Below are 18,618 nucleotides of genomic sequence, written 5' to 3'. Positions count from 1 at the left end.
GATAGCCGAGCCAATGCTCGATAGCCAACGTGTACGGATGAAACAAGATGAATGCTGAGCAGTCGTTGAAACTGGCCCGCCGCTTTATAGAGTTGCCGCTGGAAAAGCGTCGCCTGTTCCTGGATGGCCTGCGGGCAGAAAACATCGACTTTTCGCGGTTTGCGATTCCGGCCGGCGTCGAGGTCGAGGATCGCCTGGCCCTGTCCTATGCCCAGCAGCGCATGTGGTTTCTCTGGCAGTTGGAGCCCCAGAGCGCGGCCTATAACCTGCCCAGCGCCGTGCGCCTGGACGGCCGGCTCGATGACGCAGCGCTGGTGCGCGCCTTCGAGTGGCTACTGGAGCGCCATCAGGCCCTGCGTACGGTGTTTCGCCAGCAAGGCGACCTGCCGCGCCAGGTGATCCTGCCGGTTGACCTGGACCTGGTTCGCGAGGATTTCAGTGAGCTCGATGCCGTCGGGCAACAGGCCTGGGTAGAGGCTGCGATCCAGGCCGAGGCCCGTGCACCGTTCGATCTGCAGGATGGGCCGCTGTTGCGGGTCAAGCTGTTGCGCCTGGGTGAGCAGGCGCATGTCCTGCTGCTGACCCTGCACCATATCGTCGCCGATGGCTGGTCGATGAATGTGCTGATCGAGGAATTCGTGCACGCCTATGACGCTTTTTGCGCGGCAACCCAGCCGACGCTGGCGCCCTTGGCCATCCAGTATGCCGACTACGCCCTGTGGCAACGGCGCTGGCTCGAAGCTGGGGAGCAGGAACGCCAACTGGACTACTGGCGCGCCAAGCTGGGGGACGCGCACCCCGTGCTGCAATTGCCGGTCGATCATCCACGCCTCCCGGGCGGCAGCCGCCAGGGCCAGCGCCTGGATATCGCCATCGAGCCGGCCCTGGCCGAGCGCCTCGGCGCGCTGGCGCGCCAGCAGGGCGTGACCCTGTTTGCGGTGTTGCTGGCCGGTTTCAAATTGCTGTTGCAGCGCTACAGCGGCCAGCAGGATATCCGGGTCGGCGTGCCCATCGCCAACCGCAATCGCGAGGAGTCCGAGGGGCTGATCGGCCTGTTCGTCAATACCCAGGTGCTGCGCAGCGAACTGGACCCGACCCAGAGCGTCGAGCAACTGCTCAGCGCCCTCCGTGAAACCACCCGCGATGCCCAGGCCCACCAGGATCTGCCGTTCGAGCGCCTGGTCGAAGGCCTGCAGGTGGAGCGCAGCCTGCACCATACGCCGCTGTTCCAGGTGCTCTATAACCACCAGGCGAGCGTGGCCGAAGTCGGTGCGCTGCGCAGTCGCTCCGGGCTGGCCTTGCAGGCCCTGGGCCGGGGCGAACGAACGGTGCAGTTCGAGCTGACCCTGGACACCCTGGAGCGCGGCGGCGAGCTGAGCGCCGCCTTTACCTACGCCAGTGCGCTGTTCGAACCCGCAACCATCGAGCGCATGGCCGGCCATTGGAAAAACCTGCTCCAGGCCATGACTCGTGAACCGCGGGCGGCCATTGGCGAGTTGCCGATGCTGACGGACGCCGAGCTGCAACAGGCTCGGGCTGACAGCCAGGGCCCGCTGGCCGCGTTTGCGGCGAGCGACGTGCTGGCGCTGTTTGCCGCCCAGGTCCAGCGCGATCCTGAGGCTCCGGCGCTGGTGTTTGCCGAGCAGTCATTGAGCTACGCGCAATTGGACCAGCGGACCAATGCCCTGGCGCGACGTTTGCTCGAGCAGGGCGTCGGCCCCGACAGCGCGGTGGGCATCGCGGTCGAGCGTTCGCTGGAGATGGTGATCGGCGTGCTGGGCATTCTCAAGGCCGGGGGTGCCTATGTGCCGCTGGATCCCGATTATCCGGCGCAGCGCCTGGCCTATATGGCCGAAGACAGTGGTATTCGCTGGCTGGTGACCCAGGAGAAGCTGCTGGCGAATTTGCCGACCCTGGCCGGCGTCACGCCATTGTTGTTCGAGTCCCTCGATGCCCTGGACGTCGACGCTGATCGGCCGCTTCCTGGGGTCGAGCCGCAGCACCTGGCCTACAGCATCTACACCTCGGGCTCCACGGGCCAGGCCAAGGGCGTCGGCATCAGCCATGGGGCGCTGGCCAACTATGTGCAGGCCTTGTTGCAGCGCCTTGCACTGGACGACGTGCGCAGCATGGCGGTGGTCTCGACCATCGCCGCCGACCTGGGCCATACCACGCTGTTTGGCGCGCTCTGTTCGGGCGCCTGCCTGCATGTGATCGGCCTGGACGTCAGCCTCGATGGCGCACGCTTTGCCGAGTACATGAGTGGCCATGGCATCGAGATGCTGAAAATCGTGCCATCCCATCTGGAGGCGTTGCTGGGCGCGGAGGACGAGGGTGGGGCCTTGCCGCGGCGCTGCCTGGTCCTGGGCGGCGAAGCCTGTGCACCGGGGCTGATCGAGCGGATTCAGCGGGCCGCACCCCAGTGCCGGGTCTTTAACCACTACGGGCCGACCGAGACGACGGTGGGCGCCTTGATGCAGGCCGTCGACCAGCCTCACGCCACTGTGCCCCTGGGCACGCCGCTGGCCAATGTCTGCGCCACGGTGCTCGACGAGGCGCTACAGGTCGTGCCGGCGGGCACTGCTGGCGAGTTGTACCTGGGTGGCGCCGGCCTGGGTCGGGGCTACCACCGTCGCGCGGCGCTGACCGCCGAGCGCTTCATTCCCGATCCCCTGGGCACTGCCGGCCAGCGCCTGTATCGCACCGGCGACAGCACCCGCCGCCGCTTGGGCGGGCAGATCGAGTACCTGGGGCGCATCGACCAGCAGATCAAGATTCGCGGCTATCGCATCGAACTGGGCGAGATCACGGCCGCGCTCAAGCAGTGCCCCCAGGTACGCGAAGCAACGGTGCAGGTGGTGGGCGCGAGCCAGCAGGTGGTCGCGTATCTGGTTCTGGTCGACGCTGCCCAGGAGCAACAGGTGTCTACGCTGCTGCGCGAGCAACTGGCCGCCGTACTGCCGGACGTGATGTGTCCAACCCATTACGTGATGCTCGACCGCCTGCCGCTGACCCTCAATGGCAAGCTCGACCTGCGCGCCTTGCCCCTCCCGGGCCTTGCCGCGACCAGCCAGGCCTATCGCGCCCCGGCCACTGAGCTTGAGCAGCAACTGGGCGAGATCTGGCAACAAGTGCTCAAGGTCGAGCGTGTCGGCCTGGATGACAATTTCTTTGCCCTGGGCGGTCATTCGTTGCTGGCGACCCAGATCATTTCCCGGGTCCGGCGCGTGCTGGCGGTGGATATTGCCCTGCGTTGCTTGTTCGAAACGGCCAGCCTCGAACAGTTTGCCCGGGAGGTCCAGAGCGCTGCGACCGGCCCGGCCCCCGTGCAGATTCGCCGCCTCGACCGCGACCTGCCGCTGGCGGTCTCCCATGCGCAGCAGCGGCAATGGCTGTTCTGGCAACTGGAGCCCGAGAGCACGGCTTATCACACGCCGATTGTCGTGCGCTTGCAGGGGCAACTGGACCTCGTAGCGCTGGAGCGGACCTTTGCCGCACTGGCGGCGCGCCATGAGGCGTTGCGCACCACCTTTGTCGAACAGGCCGGGCAACTGACCCAGCGGATCGCGCCCACCCTTGACGCGGTGCTCGAACATGAACGCCTGGCCCCCGGAACGCCACGCGACGCCATCGAGGCCCGCGTGCTGGCCGAGACCCAGCGCCTCTTCGATCTGGCCCAGGGGCCGTTATGGCGCGCGCGGCTGATGGAAGTCGAGGCGCATGACCATCTGCTGGTCGTGACCCTGCACCATATTATTTCCGACGGCGGTTCCATGAGCGTACTGGCCCGTGAGTTCGTCCAGCTCTATGGCGCCTTCAAGGCCGGGCGCGAGCCGGTTCTGCCGGTGTTGCCCGTGCAGTACGCCGACTACGCCGGCTGGCATCGCGATTGGCTGGAACAGGGGGAAATGCAACGCCAGCTTGGTTACTGGCGCGAGCAATTGGGCGACGAGCACCCGCTGCTGGAACTCCCCACCGCGCACTCGCGCCAGGCGTTGCGCAGCCATCGTCTGGGCCGTGTGGGCATGCGCCTGGAGGTTGGGTTGGAACGCGATCTGCGGCAACTGGCGCGAGCCCACGAACTGACCCTGTTCCAGGTGTTTCTGGCGGCCTTTGCCTTGCTGTTGCAGCGCTATACCGATCAGTCGGATATCCGCATCGGCATCCCGGTGACCAACCGCAATCGCCTGGAACTGGAAGGTGTGCTCGGCTTTTTCGTCAACACCCTGGTGATGCGCGTGCCCCTGGCGCCCCAGCTCAAAGCCGATGCATTGCTGCGTCAGGTCAAGGCCACGGTACTTGGTGCCCAGAGCCATCAGGACCTGCCGTTCGACCGGCTGGTCGAAGCGCTGAATCCGCCACGTACGCCGGGCCAGAACCCGTTGTTCCAGGTGATGTACAACCATCTCTCGATTGCCGGCGAAAACGTGGGCGGGCGTAGCCTGCCGGGGCTTGCAGCCCGGGAGATGATCCTGGAGGGCGGTACGGCACAGTTCGACCTGACGCTGGAAACCCTGGAAACCAACGATGGCATCCAGGTTTCGCTGCTCTATGCCGCCGAGTTGTTCGACGCCCCGGCCATGGCCCGGATGGCTCGGCATTGGCAGCAGCTGTTGCGGGCGCTGGTGGCGCAGACGCAGCAGCCGATTGCCGTCTTGTCGATGCTCGACGCCGGCGAGCAGGCGCAGACCCTGGCCGATTGGCCAAGCGGCGCGCTGCCGCCCGAGGCGCATGCTCGGCCGGTGCACCAGTTGATTGCCGAGCGCGCGCAACTGACGCCACAGGCGGTGGCGGTGATCGTCGGCGAGCAGTCACTGAGCTATGCCGAGCTTGATCATCAGGCCAATCGTCTGGCCCATAGCCTGATCGCCCGTGGGGTCGGCCCGGAGGTATTGGTGGCGATTGCCCTGGAGCGTTCGGTGGAGATGCTGGTGGGGCTGCTGGCAATTCTCAAGGCCGGCGGTGCCTTTGTGCCGCTGGACCCGGAGTATCCCCAGGAGCGCCTGGCCTACATGCTGCGCGACAGCGGTGTGGCCCTGCTGCTGACGCAGACCCGTTTGCTCGGCAGCCTGCCGGTGGTGGAGGGCGTCGATACGTTATTGCTCGACCCACTGCGCGATGTACCCGGCCTCGACAGCGAGCCGGTGGTTGCGTTGCACGCCGGCAATTTGGCCTATGTGATCTACACCTCCGGCTCCACTGGTCAGCCCAAGGGCGTGAGCGTGGCCCATGGCCCGCTGGCGATGCACTGCCTGGCGACCGGGCAGAGCTATGAAATGAGCGCCGCCGATTGCGAGCTGCATTTCCTGTCCTTTGCCTTCGATGGCGCCCATGAGCGCTGGTTGACCACGCTGATTCATGGCGGTCGCTTGCTGCTGCGTGATGATGAGTTGTGGAGCCCGGAACGCACCTACGAGGAAATCCGTCGCCATGGCGTGACCATGGCCGGCTTCCCGCCGGTCTATCTGCAGCAACTGGCCGAGCATGCCCAGCGGGTGGGCAATCCACCGCCGGTGCGGCTCTACAGCTTTGGCGGCGACGCCATGCCGCGCGCCAGTTTCGAGCTGGTCCAGCAAGCGCTGCGCCCGCAGTTGATGATCAATGGCTACGGGCCGACCGAAACGGTGGTCACACCTATGGTGTGGAAGACCCGGGCGGCGGACCGCTGCACCAGTGCCTATGCACCGATTGGCGAATGCGTGGGCGAGCGTCGTGCCTGTGTGCTGGATGCCGGGCTCGGGTTGTTGCCGGCGGGACTGCCCGGCGAGTTGTACCTGGGCGGTGAAGGTCTGGCCCGAGGCTATCTGCACCGTGCGGCCATGACCGCCGAGCGCTTTGTCCCCGATCCCTTTAGCGAGCAGGGCGCGCGGCTCTACCGTACCGGCGACCAGGTATGCCAGCGTACCGATGGGGTCTTCGACTACCTGGGACGGATCGACAACCAGGTGAAGATCCGTGGTTTTCGCGTTGAACTGGGCGAGATCGAGGCGCGCTTGCGTGCCCAGGCATCGATTCGTGAAGCCGTGGTCCTGGCCAAGGACGGGCCGAGCGGCAAGCAACTGGTGGCCTATGTGGTGAGCGCGGTGCCGGTCGACGGCAATGGCGCGGCCCTGCGTGAAACCCTCAAGGCGTGCCTGGGGGAGAAGCTGCCGGACTATATGGTGCCGGTGCACTGGTTGTTCCTGGAGCAACTGCCGGTCACGGCCAATGGCAAGCTGGATCGCCAGGCCCTGCCGGCACCGGATGCCAGCCTGCTGCAACAGCACTACAGCGCCCCACAAAATGCCCTCGAGCAGCAGCTTGCGACGATCTGGCAGGACGTTTTGAAGCTGGCGCGAGTCGGTATCGACGATAACTTTTTCGAACTGGGCGGCGACTCGATCATCTCGATCCAGGTGGTCAGTCGGGCGCGCCAGGCCGGGGTGCATTTCACGCCCAAGGACCTGTTCCAGCACCAGACCGTGCGTGGCCTGGCCAGTGTGGCCAGCCAGGGCGCAGCCCGCATTCAGGCCGATCAGGGCCCGGTCAGCGGGGTACTGCCGCTGCTGGCGATCCAGCAGCTGTTTTTTGCCGAGAGCATTGCCCAGCGGCATCACTGGAACCAGTCGGTGCTGCTCCAGCCATTGCAGGCGCTGGACCCCGAGCGGCTGGAGGCGAGCCTGCGGGCTTTGGTCGAGCATCACGATGGCTTGCGCCTGAGTTTTAGCGAAGGGGCCGAGGGCTGGACGGGCGAATACCGTGGGCTGGCGCAGCAGCGCCAGGCCTGGGCGCAGGCGCCGATACTCTGGCAGGCGCAACTGCAGAGCCCGGCCGATATTGAGGCCCTGGCCAATCAGGCCCAACGCAGCCTAAGCCTGGCAGACGGGCCGTTGCTACGCGCCGTGCTGATCAGCCTGGGCGACGGCACGCAGCGTTTGCTGCTGGTGGTCCACCATCTGGTGGTGGATGGCGTGTCCTGGCGCATCCTGCTGGAAGATTTGCAAATGGCCTACAACCCGTTGGCCAGCGCTACACCCAGCTTCCCTGCCAAAAGCCATTCGGCGCAGGCCTGGGCCGAGCGTCTGCAAGACTATGCCCGCAGCGCGCCGGTGCGCCAGGAGCTGGCTTACTGGCAGGCACAATTGCAGGGCGGTGGTGACCTGCCGTGCCGTGACGCGCAGGGGCGCCGGGAGCAACGCGATGCGGTCACGGTGCACAGCCGGCTGTCGGCGAGCCTGACTCACCAACTGCTGCGCGAGGCGCCGGCCGCCTACCGAACGCGGGTCAACGACCTGCTCCTGGCGGCTCTGGCCCGGGTGGTCAGCCGTTGGAGCGGCGCGCCAGACGTGCTGGTCCAGCTCGAAGGCCACGGGCGCGAAGGGTTGTTCGAAGACCTCGACCTCAACCGTACGGTCGGCTGGTTCACCAGCGTCTTCCCGGTGCGCCTGAGCCCGGCGAGCAGCCTGTCGACCACTCTCAAGCAGATCAAGGAGCAACTGCGGGCGGTGCCGCACCATGGCATCGGTTTTGGCCTGCTGCGCTACATGGGCGCGGCATCGAGCCGCGAAACACTGGCGGCCTTGACGCCGCCGCGCATCACCTTCAACTACTTGGGCCAGTTCGACGGCAGCTTCGATCAACAGGACGCGCTGTTTGTCCCGGCCACCGAGCCCAAGGGCGCGGACCATGACGCGTGCGCGCCCCTGGGCAACTGGCTCAGCCTCAATGGCCAGGTCTACGGCGGCGAGCTGAGCATGGGTTGGACCTTCAGCCGGGCGATGTTCGACCCCGCCGTGATCGAACGCCTGGCCGACGACTACGCCCGTGAGCTGCAGGCGCTGATCGAGCATTGCTGCACCGAAGGCGTGGGCGGTGTGACGCCGACGGACTTCCCCCTGGCGCGTCTGAGCCAGCCGCAGCTCGACGCCTTGCCGATAGCCGCCGAGGCCATCGACGATCTCTACCCCTTGTCGCCCATGCAGCAGGGCATGCTGTTCCATTCCCTCTATGAGCCCGAGGGCGGTCATTACATCAACCAACTGCGCGTCGACATCGCGGGCCTGGACGTCGAGCGCTTTATCGGCGCCTGGCAGGCGGCAGTGGACAGCCATGACATCCTGCGCACCGCTTATGTGTGGCAGGGCGAATTGGAGCAGCCGGTCCAGGTGGTCCTGCGCCAGGCTCGCCTGGCGTGCCGCGTGCTGGACTGGCGCAGTGAACCGGCCCTGGATACGGCCCTGCAGGCGCTGGCCGACGCTGACCATCAGCAGGGCTTCGACCTGCTGGTCGCGCCGTTGCTGCGCCTGACCCTGGTGCGCACGGCTGCTGACAGCTATCACCTGATCTGCACCAACCACCATGTGCTGATGGATGGCTGGAGCAGTTCCCGGCTGCTGGCCGAAGTGTTGCTGCGCTATAACGGCGTGCAGCCCGAGCGGCCATTGAGTCGTTATCGTGACTATATCGCCTGGCTGCAAGCCCAGGACGCACAGCAGGCCGAGGGCTTCTGGCGCGCGCGCCTGGCCGGGGTCGAGGAGCCAACCCTGCTGGCGCGGGCCATGGCCCGGGTCAAGGCGGGCGGCGTCCTGAGCGGTCACGCCGAATGGGCCGCCGCGCTGGATGCCGGGCGCACCCGGCAACTGGTCGAATTTGCCCGCCAGCAGAAAATCACCCTCAACAGCCTGGTGCAGGCGGCCTGGTCACTGCTGTTGCAACGCTACAGTGGGCTGGAGACGGTGATGTTCGGCGCCACGGTCTCGGGGCGTCCGCCCGAGCTGCCCGGTGTCGAGCAACAGCTGGGCCTGTTTATCAACACGCTGCCGGTGATCGCCACGCCGTGCCCGCAGATCCCGGTTGCCGACTGGCTGCAACAGATGCAGGCCGACAGCCAGGCCCTGACCGAACACGGGCACACGCCGCTGTACGATATCCAGCGCTGGGCCGACCTGGGTAGCCAGCCACTGTTCGACAGCCTACTGGTGTTCGAGAACTACCCGGTGTCCCAGGTGCTGAGCGAAGGTACCGGGCCGCAGTTGCAGTTCAGCCACCTCAACAACCACGAACAGACCAATTACCCGCTGACCCTGGCGGTCAGCCTGGGCGAGGAACTGTTGCTGCACTACGGCTACGATCAGGGCCATTTCAATGAGCCGCAGGTTCGCCAGTTGCAAGCCGATCTGCTGGATCTGTTGCAGCAATTGGTCAGTGCGCCGGGCGTCAGGTCCCTGGGCGAATTGACATTGGCGAGTACCTTGGCGATTCCGGCGGCGGCCCCGACCGTCGCCGACGGCGAGTCCCTGGCACGGTTGATCGAGCGTCAGGCACTGAAGACGCCGCACGCCATTGCCTTGATCGCCGACCACCAACAGCTCACGTATGGCGAGTTGAACCGCCAGGCCAATCGCCTGGCTCATCGTTTGATCGAGTGGGGCGTTGGCCCCCAGGTGCTGGTGGGGATCGGCGTCGAACGCGGGCTGCAGATGGCCGTCGGCCTGTTGGCGATCTTCAAGGCCGGCGCCGGCTATCTGCCGCTGGACCCGGCGTACCCGACTGAGCGGTTGCTGGACATGCTCGATGACAGCGGCGTGGAGCTGTTGCTGGGCCAACCAGCGCTGCTGGATCAGTTGCCCGCTACCGGCCGGGTCCGCGCCGTCGACCTGGCGCTGGCCTGCACCCAGCTCGATGATTGCCCTGACGGCGCGCCGCCGCTTGACTGGGCGCCGCAGGACCTGGCGTACGTGATCTACACCTCGGGTTCGTCCGGCCGGCCCAAGGGCGTGGTGGTCAGCCATGGCGCGCTGGCCATGCACTGCCAGGCGGCGGCCGCCTGCTACGGCCTGCAGGCCAGCGATACGCTGCTGCAATTTGCCTCGATCAGTTTCGACGCCGCCGCCGAGCAGCTGTTTATGCCGCTGATCCGTGGTGCCCGCGTGGTGCTGGGGGAGGTGGGCCAATGGTCGATCGAACAGTTGCTGGCGCGTATTGCCGAGTGCCGGATCAGCCTGCTGGACCTGCCGCCCAGCTACCTGGCCCAGGTGGCCGAGTACCTTGAAGGCAGCGGCCAGCGCTTGAGCGTCAAGACCTGCATCCTGGGGGGCGAAGCCTGGCATCCGCGCACGTTCGAGCGCCTCGACGCGCTGCAGATCGGCCAGCTGTTCAATGCCTATGGTCCGACCGAAGCGGTGATCAGCCCGCTGATTTGGCCTGTGGAGTCCGGTGTCACGCAGGACTACGCGCCCATTGGGCGAGCGGTGGGCGCGCGAACCGCCTACTGCCTCGACCCGCAGTTCAATCCACTGCCCGCCGGTGTGGCCGGGGAGCTGTTGATGGGCGGCGAAGGGCTTGCCCGTGGTTATCTCAATCGGCCGGCGATGACCGCCGAACGCTTTGTCCCCGATCCGTTCAGCACCGGCGGGCAACGCCTGTATCGCAGCGGGGACCGGGTCAGCCAGCGCGAAGACGGGCTGTTCGACTTCCTGGGGCGGATCGACAGCCAGGTGAAAATCCGTGGGCTGCGGGTCGAGCTGGGGGAAATCGAGTCGGCCCTGCTCGGGCTGGCGGCGGTTCGCGAGGCCGTGGTACTGGCACGTGAAGGTGCCAGTGGCAAGCAGTTGGTGGCCTATGTCGTCGCCAGCGATGGGGCGCGTGATTGCGCTCCGACGGCGCTCAAGGCGGCGCTCCAGTTGCAGTTGCCCGATTACATGGTCCCAGCGCATCTGCTGTTGCTCGACAGCATGCCCCTGACCGTCAATGGCAAGCTGGACCGTCGCGCACTGCCCGAGCCCCAGGCCGGTTCGAGCACGGTGTTCGTGGCCCCGCAAACGGCCTTCGAGGTGCAGATTGCGGCGATCTGGCAGGACGTGCTCAAGCGCGAAGCGGTCAGTGTCACGGACAACTTCTTCGAACTGGGCGGCGACTCGATCATCTCGATCCAGGTGGTCAGCCGTGCGCGGCAGGTCGGGGTGTACTTCACGCCCAAAGAGCTGTTCCAGCACCAGACCGTCCAAGCCCTGGCGGCCGTCGCACGGTGCGGCGCGCAAGGCTTGCAGATCGATCAGGGTGCGGTGACGGGGACGATGCCATTGCTGCCGATCCAGCAGCAGTTTTTCGACACGGCGATCCCTCAACGTCATCACTGGAATCAGTCGGTGCTACTCAAGCCGGCGCAGGCGCTGCGGGCCGAGTGGCTGGAACAGGCGCTGGGCGCGCTGGTGAGCCATCACGATGCCTTGCGCCTGGGCTTTGGCGAAGGCGCCGCTGGCTGGAGCGCCGAACACCGTGGGCTTGGGCATGAGACGTCCCTGTGGTGCGCCCCGGCGGCGGACGCGGCTGAACTGCAACGCCTGTGTGAGCAGGCCCAACAAAGCCTGAACCTGCAGGCCGGGCCGCTATTGCGCGCGGCCTTGTTCACATTGGCGGACGGCAGCCAGCGGTTGTTGCTGGTGATCCATCACCTGGTGGTCGACGGGGTGTCCTGGCGGGTGCTGTTCGAGGACCTGCAAACGGCGTATGGCCAGTTGGCCCAGGGCGGGCCGGTGGTGCTGGCGAACAAGACCAGTGCCTACAAAAGCTGGGCTGAACAGTTGCATCAGCATGGGCGCAGTGACGCGCTGCGGGGCGAGTCGGCCTACTGGCTTGCCCGCTTGCAGGGGGTCGAGGCGGACTTGCCGGACGCCAACCTGCAGGCCAGCCAGCAAGGCCAATATGGCCGTACGGTGTTCAGTGCCCTGGACCAGACGCTGACGCGTCAACTGCTGCAGGAGGCTCCGGCGGCCTATCGGACCCAGGTCAATGACCTGTTGCTGGCGGCCCTGGTTCGGGTGATCGGCCGCTGGACCGGGCGCGATGATGTGCTGATCCAGCTCGAAGGGCACGGACGCGAAGAGCTGTTCGACCACCTCGACCTGAGTCGCACCGTCGGCTGGTTTACCAGTGTCTTCCCGGTCCGGCTCAGTGCCGGCCCCGATCAGGCTGCCACGCTCAAGCAGGTCAAGGAAACACTGCGGGCGGTGCCAAACAAGGGCATCGGTTTTGGCCTGCTGCGCTACTGCGCCGACGCGGACCTGCGTGCGCAGATGGCCGAGTTGGCGCAGCCACGGATCACCTTCAACTACCTGGGGCAGTTCGATGGCAGCTTCGATGCCGAGGATGCCCTGTTCGTGCCGGCGCTGGACCACAAGGGCGCCGAGCAGGACAGCGCGGCGCCGCTGGGTAACTGGCTGTCGCTCGATGGCCAGGTCTACGGTGGCGAACTGCGCATGGGCTGGACCTTTAGCCGGGAGATGTTCGACCCCGCCGTGATCGAACAACTGGCCGATGAATACCGCCGCGAATTGAGTGCATTGATCGCCCATTGCTGCCAGCCGGACAACCGTGGCGTGACGCCATCCGATTTCCCACTGGCCAACCTGACCCAGGCCCAGCTCGACAGCCTGCCGGTGGCCCCGGGCATGATCGAAGATGTCTACCCGCTGTCGCCGATGCAGCAGGGCATGCTGTTTCATTCGCTCTATGAGCAGCAGGGCGGCGACTACATCAACCAGATGTGCGTCGATGTGCAGGGCCTGGACGTGGAGCGTTTTCGCGAGGCCTGGCAGGCGGCGATTGATCGCCACGAGATCCTGCGCACCGGGTTTGTCTGGCAGGGGGCGCTGCAACAGCCGGTGCAGGTTGTCCTGCGCCAGGCCAGCCTGGCGCTGATGCAGTTGGATTGGCGCAGCCAGGCCGACCCGGCCGCGGCCCTGCAGGCCCTGGCACGCGAGGAACGCCAACGCGGTTTTGCGCTGGAGCAGGCGCCGCTGTTGCGGTTGTTGATCGTGCGGGTGGCCGATGATCGGCATCACTTTATCTGCACCAACCACCATATCCTGATGGATGGCTGGAGCAATGCGCAGTTCCTCGGTGAGATTCTCCAGCGCTATGCCGGCCAGCCGCTGGCGCGCCAGAGCGGCCGTTATCGCGACTATATCGCCTGGCTGCAACGCCAGGATGGCGAGGCCAGCCAGGCGTTCTGGAAAACCCAGTTGGCCGATCTGCAAATGCCCACTCGCCTGGCCGCCAGCGGCGCGGCGCCGGATGCCCAAAACCAGGGCCATGGCGATCACCTGGTCAGCCTGGACCTGGAACAGACCCGGCAACTGCGGGCCTGTGCCCAGGCCCACAAGGTTACGGTCAATACCCTGGTCCAGGCGGCGTGGCTGGTGTTGCTCGGGCGTTATACCGGGCAGCGCACCGTGGCGTTTGGCGCCACGGTGTCGGGGCGTCCGGTGGAGCTCAAGGGGATCGAGCAGCAGATCGGGCTGTTTATCAACACCCTGCCGATTATCGCCAGCCCCGAGCCGGGCCTGAGCGTGGCCGATTGGCTGGGGCTGATCCAGGGGCAGAACCTGAGCCTGCGTGAGCATGAGCACACGCCGCTCTACGATATCCAGCGCTGGGCCGGCCAGGGCGGCGAAGCGCTGTTCGACAGCCTGCTGGTGTTCGAGAACTACCCGGTGTCCCAGGCCCTGGAAACCGCGCCGTCGGGCCTGCGTTTCGGCGCCATCAGCAACCTGGAGCAAAGCAACTATCCGTTGAGCCTGGCGGTCGGCCTGGATCAGCAGTTGGGCTTGCAGTTTGGTTATGCCCGGGCCGCGTTCAGTGCCGAGCGCGTGGCTGGCATGGGCCGGCACCTGATGCAGCTGTTGGTGCAAATGGCCGCCGATCCGCAGCGGCGCCTGGGCGATCTGCAACTGCTCGATGATGCCGAGCAAGCCGCCCAACTACTGGGCTGGGATCGGATGACGGTGCCGAGCGAGCAGACGGTCCATGGCCTGATTGCCGAGCGTGCGCGGCAGACACCGGATGCCGTGGCCGTGATCGTCGGCGAGCAGCAACTGAGCTATGCCCAGCTCGATCGCCAGGCCAATCGCCTGGCCCAGACCCTGATCGCTCGCGGGGTTGGCCCGGAAGTGTTGGTGGCGATTGCCCTGGAGCGCTCGGTGGAGATGCTGGTGGGCTTGCTGGCGATTCTCAAGGCTGGCGGTGCCTTTGTGCCGCTGGACCCGGAGTATCCCCAAGAACGCCTGGGCTACATGCTGCGCGACAGCGGGGTCGCGTTGCTGCTGACTCAGACCCGTTTGCTCGGCAGCCTGCCGGTGGTGGAGGGCATCGACACGCTGTTGTTGGATCAACTGCGCGATGTGCCCGGTGACGACCGCGAACCCCGGGTCTCGCTGCATGCCGGCAACCTGGCGTATGTGATCTACACCTCCGGCTCCACCGGGCAACCCAAGGGCGTGAGCGTGGCCCATGGCCCGCTGGCGATGCACTGCCTGGCGACCGGACAGTGCTATGAAATGAGCGCCGCCGATTGCGAGCTGCACTTCCTGTCCTTTGCCTTCGACGGTGCCCATGAGCGCTGGCTGACCACGCTGATTCATGGCGGCCGGCTGCTGCTGCGCGACGATGAACTGTGGGGCCCGGAACGCACCTACGAGGAAATCCGTCGCCATGGCGTGACCATGGCCGGCTTCCCGCCGGTCTACCTGCAACAACTGGCCGAGCATGCCCAGCGGGTGGGCAATCCGCCGCCGGTACGGCTCTACAGCTTTGGCGGTGACGCCATGCCGCAGGCCAGTTTCGAGCTGGTCCAGCAAGCACTGCGCCCGCAGGTGATGATCAATGGCTACGGCCCCACCGAAACCGTCGTCACGCCCATGGTCTGGAAGACCCGGGCGGCGGAGCGTTGCACCAGCGCTTATGCGCCGATTGGCGAATGCGTGGGCGAACGCCGTGCCTGTGTGTTGGATGCCGGGCTGGGCTTGCTGCCGCCCGGATTGTCCGGTGAGTTGTACCTGGGCGGTGAAGGCGTGGCGCGCGGCTATCTGAACCGGGCGGCGATGACCGCCGAGCGGTTTGTCCCTGATCCATTCAGTGCCCATGGCGCGCGCCTGTACCGCAGTGGTGATCTGGTCTGCCAACGTCCGGACGGGGTTTTCGATTACCTGGGGCGGATCGACAATCAGGTGAAAATCCGTGGTTTCCGTGTCGAGCTGGGTGAGATCGAGGCCCGGTTGCGCGCTCTGGAAGGCGTTCGTGAAGCCGCCGTCCTGGCCAAGGAGGGGCCCAGCGGCAGGCAACTGGTGGCGTATATCGTCAGTCGCGAGGCTGTCGCAGGATCGGAGGCCAGTCTGCGTGAAACCCTCAAGGCGCGCCTGGGGGAGAACCTGCCGGACTATATGGTCCCGGTGCATTGGTTGTTCCTGGAGCAACTGCCGGTCACGGCCAATGGCAAGCTGGATCGCCAGGCGCTGCCGGCACCGGATGCCAGCCTGTTGCAGCAAGACTACAGCGCGCCGCAGAACGCCCTGGAGCAGCAACTTGTCACGATCTGGCAGGAGGTCCTGAAGCTGGAACGCGTCGGTACCCGCGATAATTTCTTCGAGCTGGGCGGCGACTCCATTGTGTCGATGCAGGTGGTCAGTCGGGCGCGCCAGAGGGGGATTCACTTCACGCCCAAGGACCTGTTCCAACACCAGACCGTGCAAGCCCTGGCCGCCGTGGCGACGTGTGGCGATAGCGTCATTCGGATCGATCAAGGGCCGGTCAGCGGCACGCTGGCACTGTTGCCGGTGCAGCAGTTGTTCTTTGCCGAGGCGATCCCCGAGCGTCATCAATGGAACCAGTCGGTTCAGTTGCAGACCCGTCTGAGCCTGGATGCTGGGTTGCTGGAGCAGGCGCTGCGCGCCTTGACCCACCATCACGACGCCTTGCGCCTGGCGTTTGTCGAAGACGCCCAGGGTTGGTCGGCAAGCTACCGCACCCCGGCGCAGGCCGATGCCCAGACGCTGCTCTGGTCGGTCCGGGCCAGTGAGGTGGCCGATTTGCCTGCTCTCTACGAGCAGGCCCAGCGCAGCCTTGACCTCAGCGCCGGGCCGTTGCTGCGAGCGGTGCTGGTGGATGGCGAGGACGGCAGCCATCGGTTGCTGCTGGTGATCCATCACCTGGTGGTCGATGGCGTGTCCTGGCGGGTGTTGCTTGAAGACCTGCAAAGCGTCTATCAACAATTGAGCCAGGGCCACGCGATTGTGTTGCCGGCCAAAACCGTCTCGGGCCAGGCCTGGGCCGAGAGCCTGTGCCGCTATGCACAGAGCGAGGCGGTGCAAGGCCAACTGGGTTATTGGCAGGCGCAACTTGAGGGCAGCATGGCACTGCCCCGTGACCGCCTGAGCGATGATCGGCGCAATCGCCAGGGTCAGACGCTGTATAGCCGCCTGGATAAAGCGGCGACCCGCCGGTTGCTGCAAGAGGCGCCGGCGGCCTATCGCACCCAGGTCAACGATCTGCTGCTGACGGCATTGGTGCGGGTGATCGGGCGCTGGGCGCGGCAGGATTCGGTCAGTGTGTTGCTGGAAGGGCACGGTCGCGAAGAATTGGGCGAAGGGCTGGACCTGACGCGCACCCTGGGCTGGTTGACCAGCCTGTTCCCGGTAAAACTCGCGGCCAGCAATGCCATCGCGGAGTCGATCAAGCAAGTCAAGGAGCAACTGCGCGGCATTCCCGACAAGGGCATGGGCTATGGCGCGTTGCGCTATCTGGCTGGCCACAATGCGCTGGCGAACCTGGCGCTGCCGAAAATTACCTTCAACTACCTGGGGCAACTGGACAGCGGTTTTGCCGACGCTGATGAGGCGCTGTTCCTGCCCGTGGGCGGTGCAGTCGGGGCCGAACAGAGCCTCGATGCGCCGCTGGGCAACTGGCTGACGCTCAATGGCCAGGTGTTTGGAGGTGAGCTGAGTATTGGCTGGACCTTTAGCCGGGCAATGTTCGACGCAGCGACGATCCAAGGGCTGGTCGATGCGTACACCCAAGAGCTGGGGCAACTGATTGAGCACTGCTGTACCGCCGGGCACCATGGCGTGACCCCGTCGGACTTCCCGCTGGCGGGCTTGAGTCAGGCGCAACTGGATGGGCTGCCACTGGCACCGGAGCAGATTGAACATCTGTATCCCTTGACGCCTATGCAGCACGGCATGTTGTTCCATGCCGTGCACGAGCCGCAGGTCGGTGACTATGTCAACCAGTTGCGGGTCGATGTCGAGGGCCTGGATGTGGGGCGTTTCCAACAGGCCTGGCAGGCGGCGGTCGATGCCCATGGGGTGCTGCGTACTGCGCTGCTGTGGCAGGGTGACCTGGCGCAGCCGTTGCAGGCGGTGCGCAAGCACATGCGTCTGCCGTTCAGCGAGTTCGACTGGCGCGAGCGGGAGGCCCAGGAGGTGGCTCTGGAGCAGTTGGCACTGAGCGAGCGGGCACAGTGCCTGGGTGTGGATCAGGCTCCGTTGATCCGACTGGTGGCCGTGCGGCTTGCCGATAACCGCCACCACCTGATGTGCACCAACCACCATATCCTGCTTGATGGCTGGAGCGGTTCACGCTTGCTCAGCGAGATTCTGCAGCGTTACCAAGGCAGCCCGCCGGCCCATCAGCCAAGCCGTTATGGCGCGTTTATCGAGTGGCAGCAACGCCAGGATCACCGGCCGGCAGAAGCGTTCTGGGACGAGCAACTGGCGCGTCTGGATCGCCCGACACGGCTGGTCGAAGGCTGTGAGGTAAACGTGGCGGCTGGCGAGCGCTCGCACCACGATCACTATGTGACGCTGGACGCGACCCGCACCGAGGGGCTCAAAGCGTTTGCACGCCATGGCAAGGTCACGGTCAACACGCTGGTGCAATCGGCCTGGCTCCTGCTGCTACAGCATTACACCGGGCAAGCCACGGTCGCGGTGGGCACCACGGTCGCCGGGCGTCCGGCCCAGTTGCCGGGGATCGAGCAGGAGCTGGGGCTGTTTATCAATACGCTGCCCCTGATTGCCACGCCCGAACCGCAGCATTCGCTCGGGCACTGGATCAGCGAGGTGCAGCAACAGAACCTGGTCGCCCGCCAGCATGAGCAGGTCCCGCTGTATCGCCTGCAACGCATGGCCGGCAAGGCCGGGCGGCAGTTGTTCGACACGGTGATGATCTTTGAGAACTACCCGGTCTCCGATGTGCTCAAGCAAAAGGGCAAGGGCGAGCTGAGTTTTGCCGAGGTCGTCTTCCATGAGCAGACCCACTACCCGCTCACGCTCTACGTCACCCTGGGGGAGGTGTTGGTGCTGAACTTCAGCTACAAGCAGATGTTTGCGTCCACCGTGATCGCCACCCTGGGCGAGCAGTTGGCGTGGCTGCTGGGGCAGATGGTCGACAGCGGAGAGGCTGTCGCGCTGGGTGATCTGCAAGCACGTCTGGCGGACCGTTGGGGGCAGGCTGCGGCGCGGCCATCCACCGAACCGTTGCCTGTTGCCACGGCCTACCGGGCGCCGGTGACACCCTTGCAGAAGACCCTGGCAACGCTCTTGCGGGAGTTGCTGGGGATCGAAGATCTGGGTTTGGATGATGACCTGTTCGAACGCGGTGTCGACTCCATCAGCGGCTTGCAACTGGTGGTCAGGGCGCGTCAGCGCTTGGGGACGGGTTTCACCCTCAGCCTGGCGGATGTATTCGAGCAGCCGACGCTCGGGCGGTTGAGCGCCTGCCTGGAGCACGCTCGGGTAAGCGGGCCGCTCGAACGGGTGTGACGGTAACGGTGACGGCTGGCGGGGAAGTACCCCGGCTGGCCGT

General features: G+C 65.8%; 1 protein-coding gene. It reads left to right on the top strand.

Annotated elements, in window-relative coordinates:
- Window positions 1–47 precede the first annotated feature (47 nt).
- Complete coding sequence (locus tag NPS46_RS00405; RefSeq protein ID WP_274104421.1) at window positions 48–18,575, top strand: non-ribosomal peptide synthase/polyketide synthase; 18,528 nt, start codon at window positions 48–50, stop codon at window positions 18,573–18,575.
- Window positions 18,576–18,618: the final 43 nt, after the last annotated feature.

The organism is Pseudomonas putida (genome assembly GCF_028682395.1).
Taxonomy (GTDB): domain Bacteria; phylum Pseudomonadota; class Gammaproteobacteria; order Pseudomonadales; family Pseudomonadaceae; genus Aquipseudomonas; species Aquipseudomonas putida_AB.
The sequence above is the reverse complement of the archived record's forward strand: the minus strand, read 5'-3'. Positions and strand labels throughout refer to the sequence as shown.

Excerpts from the sequence above, each read along its gene's own strand:
- NPS46_RS00405 (WP_274104421.1), top strand. The coding sequence starts at position 48 with ATGAATGCTGAGCAGTCGTTGAAACTGGCCCGCCGCTTTATAGAGTTG.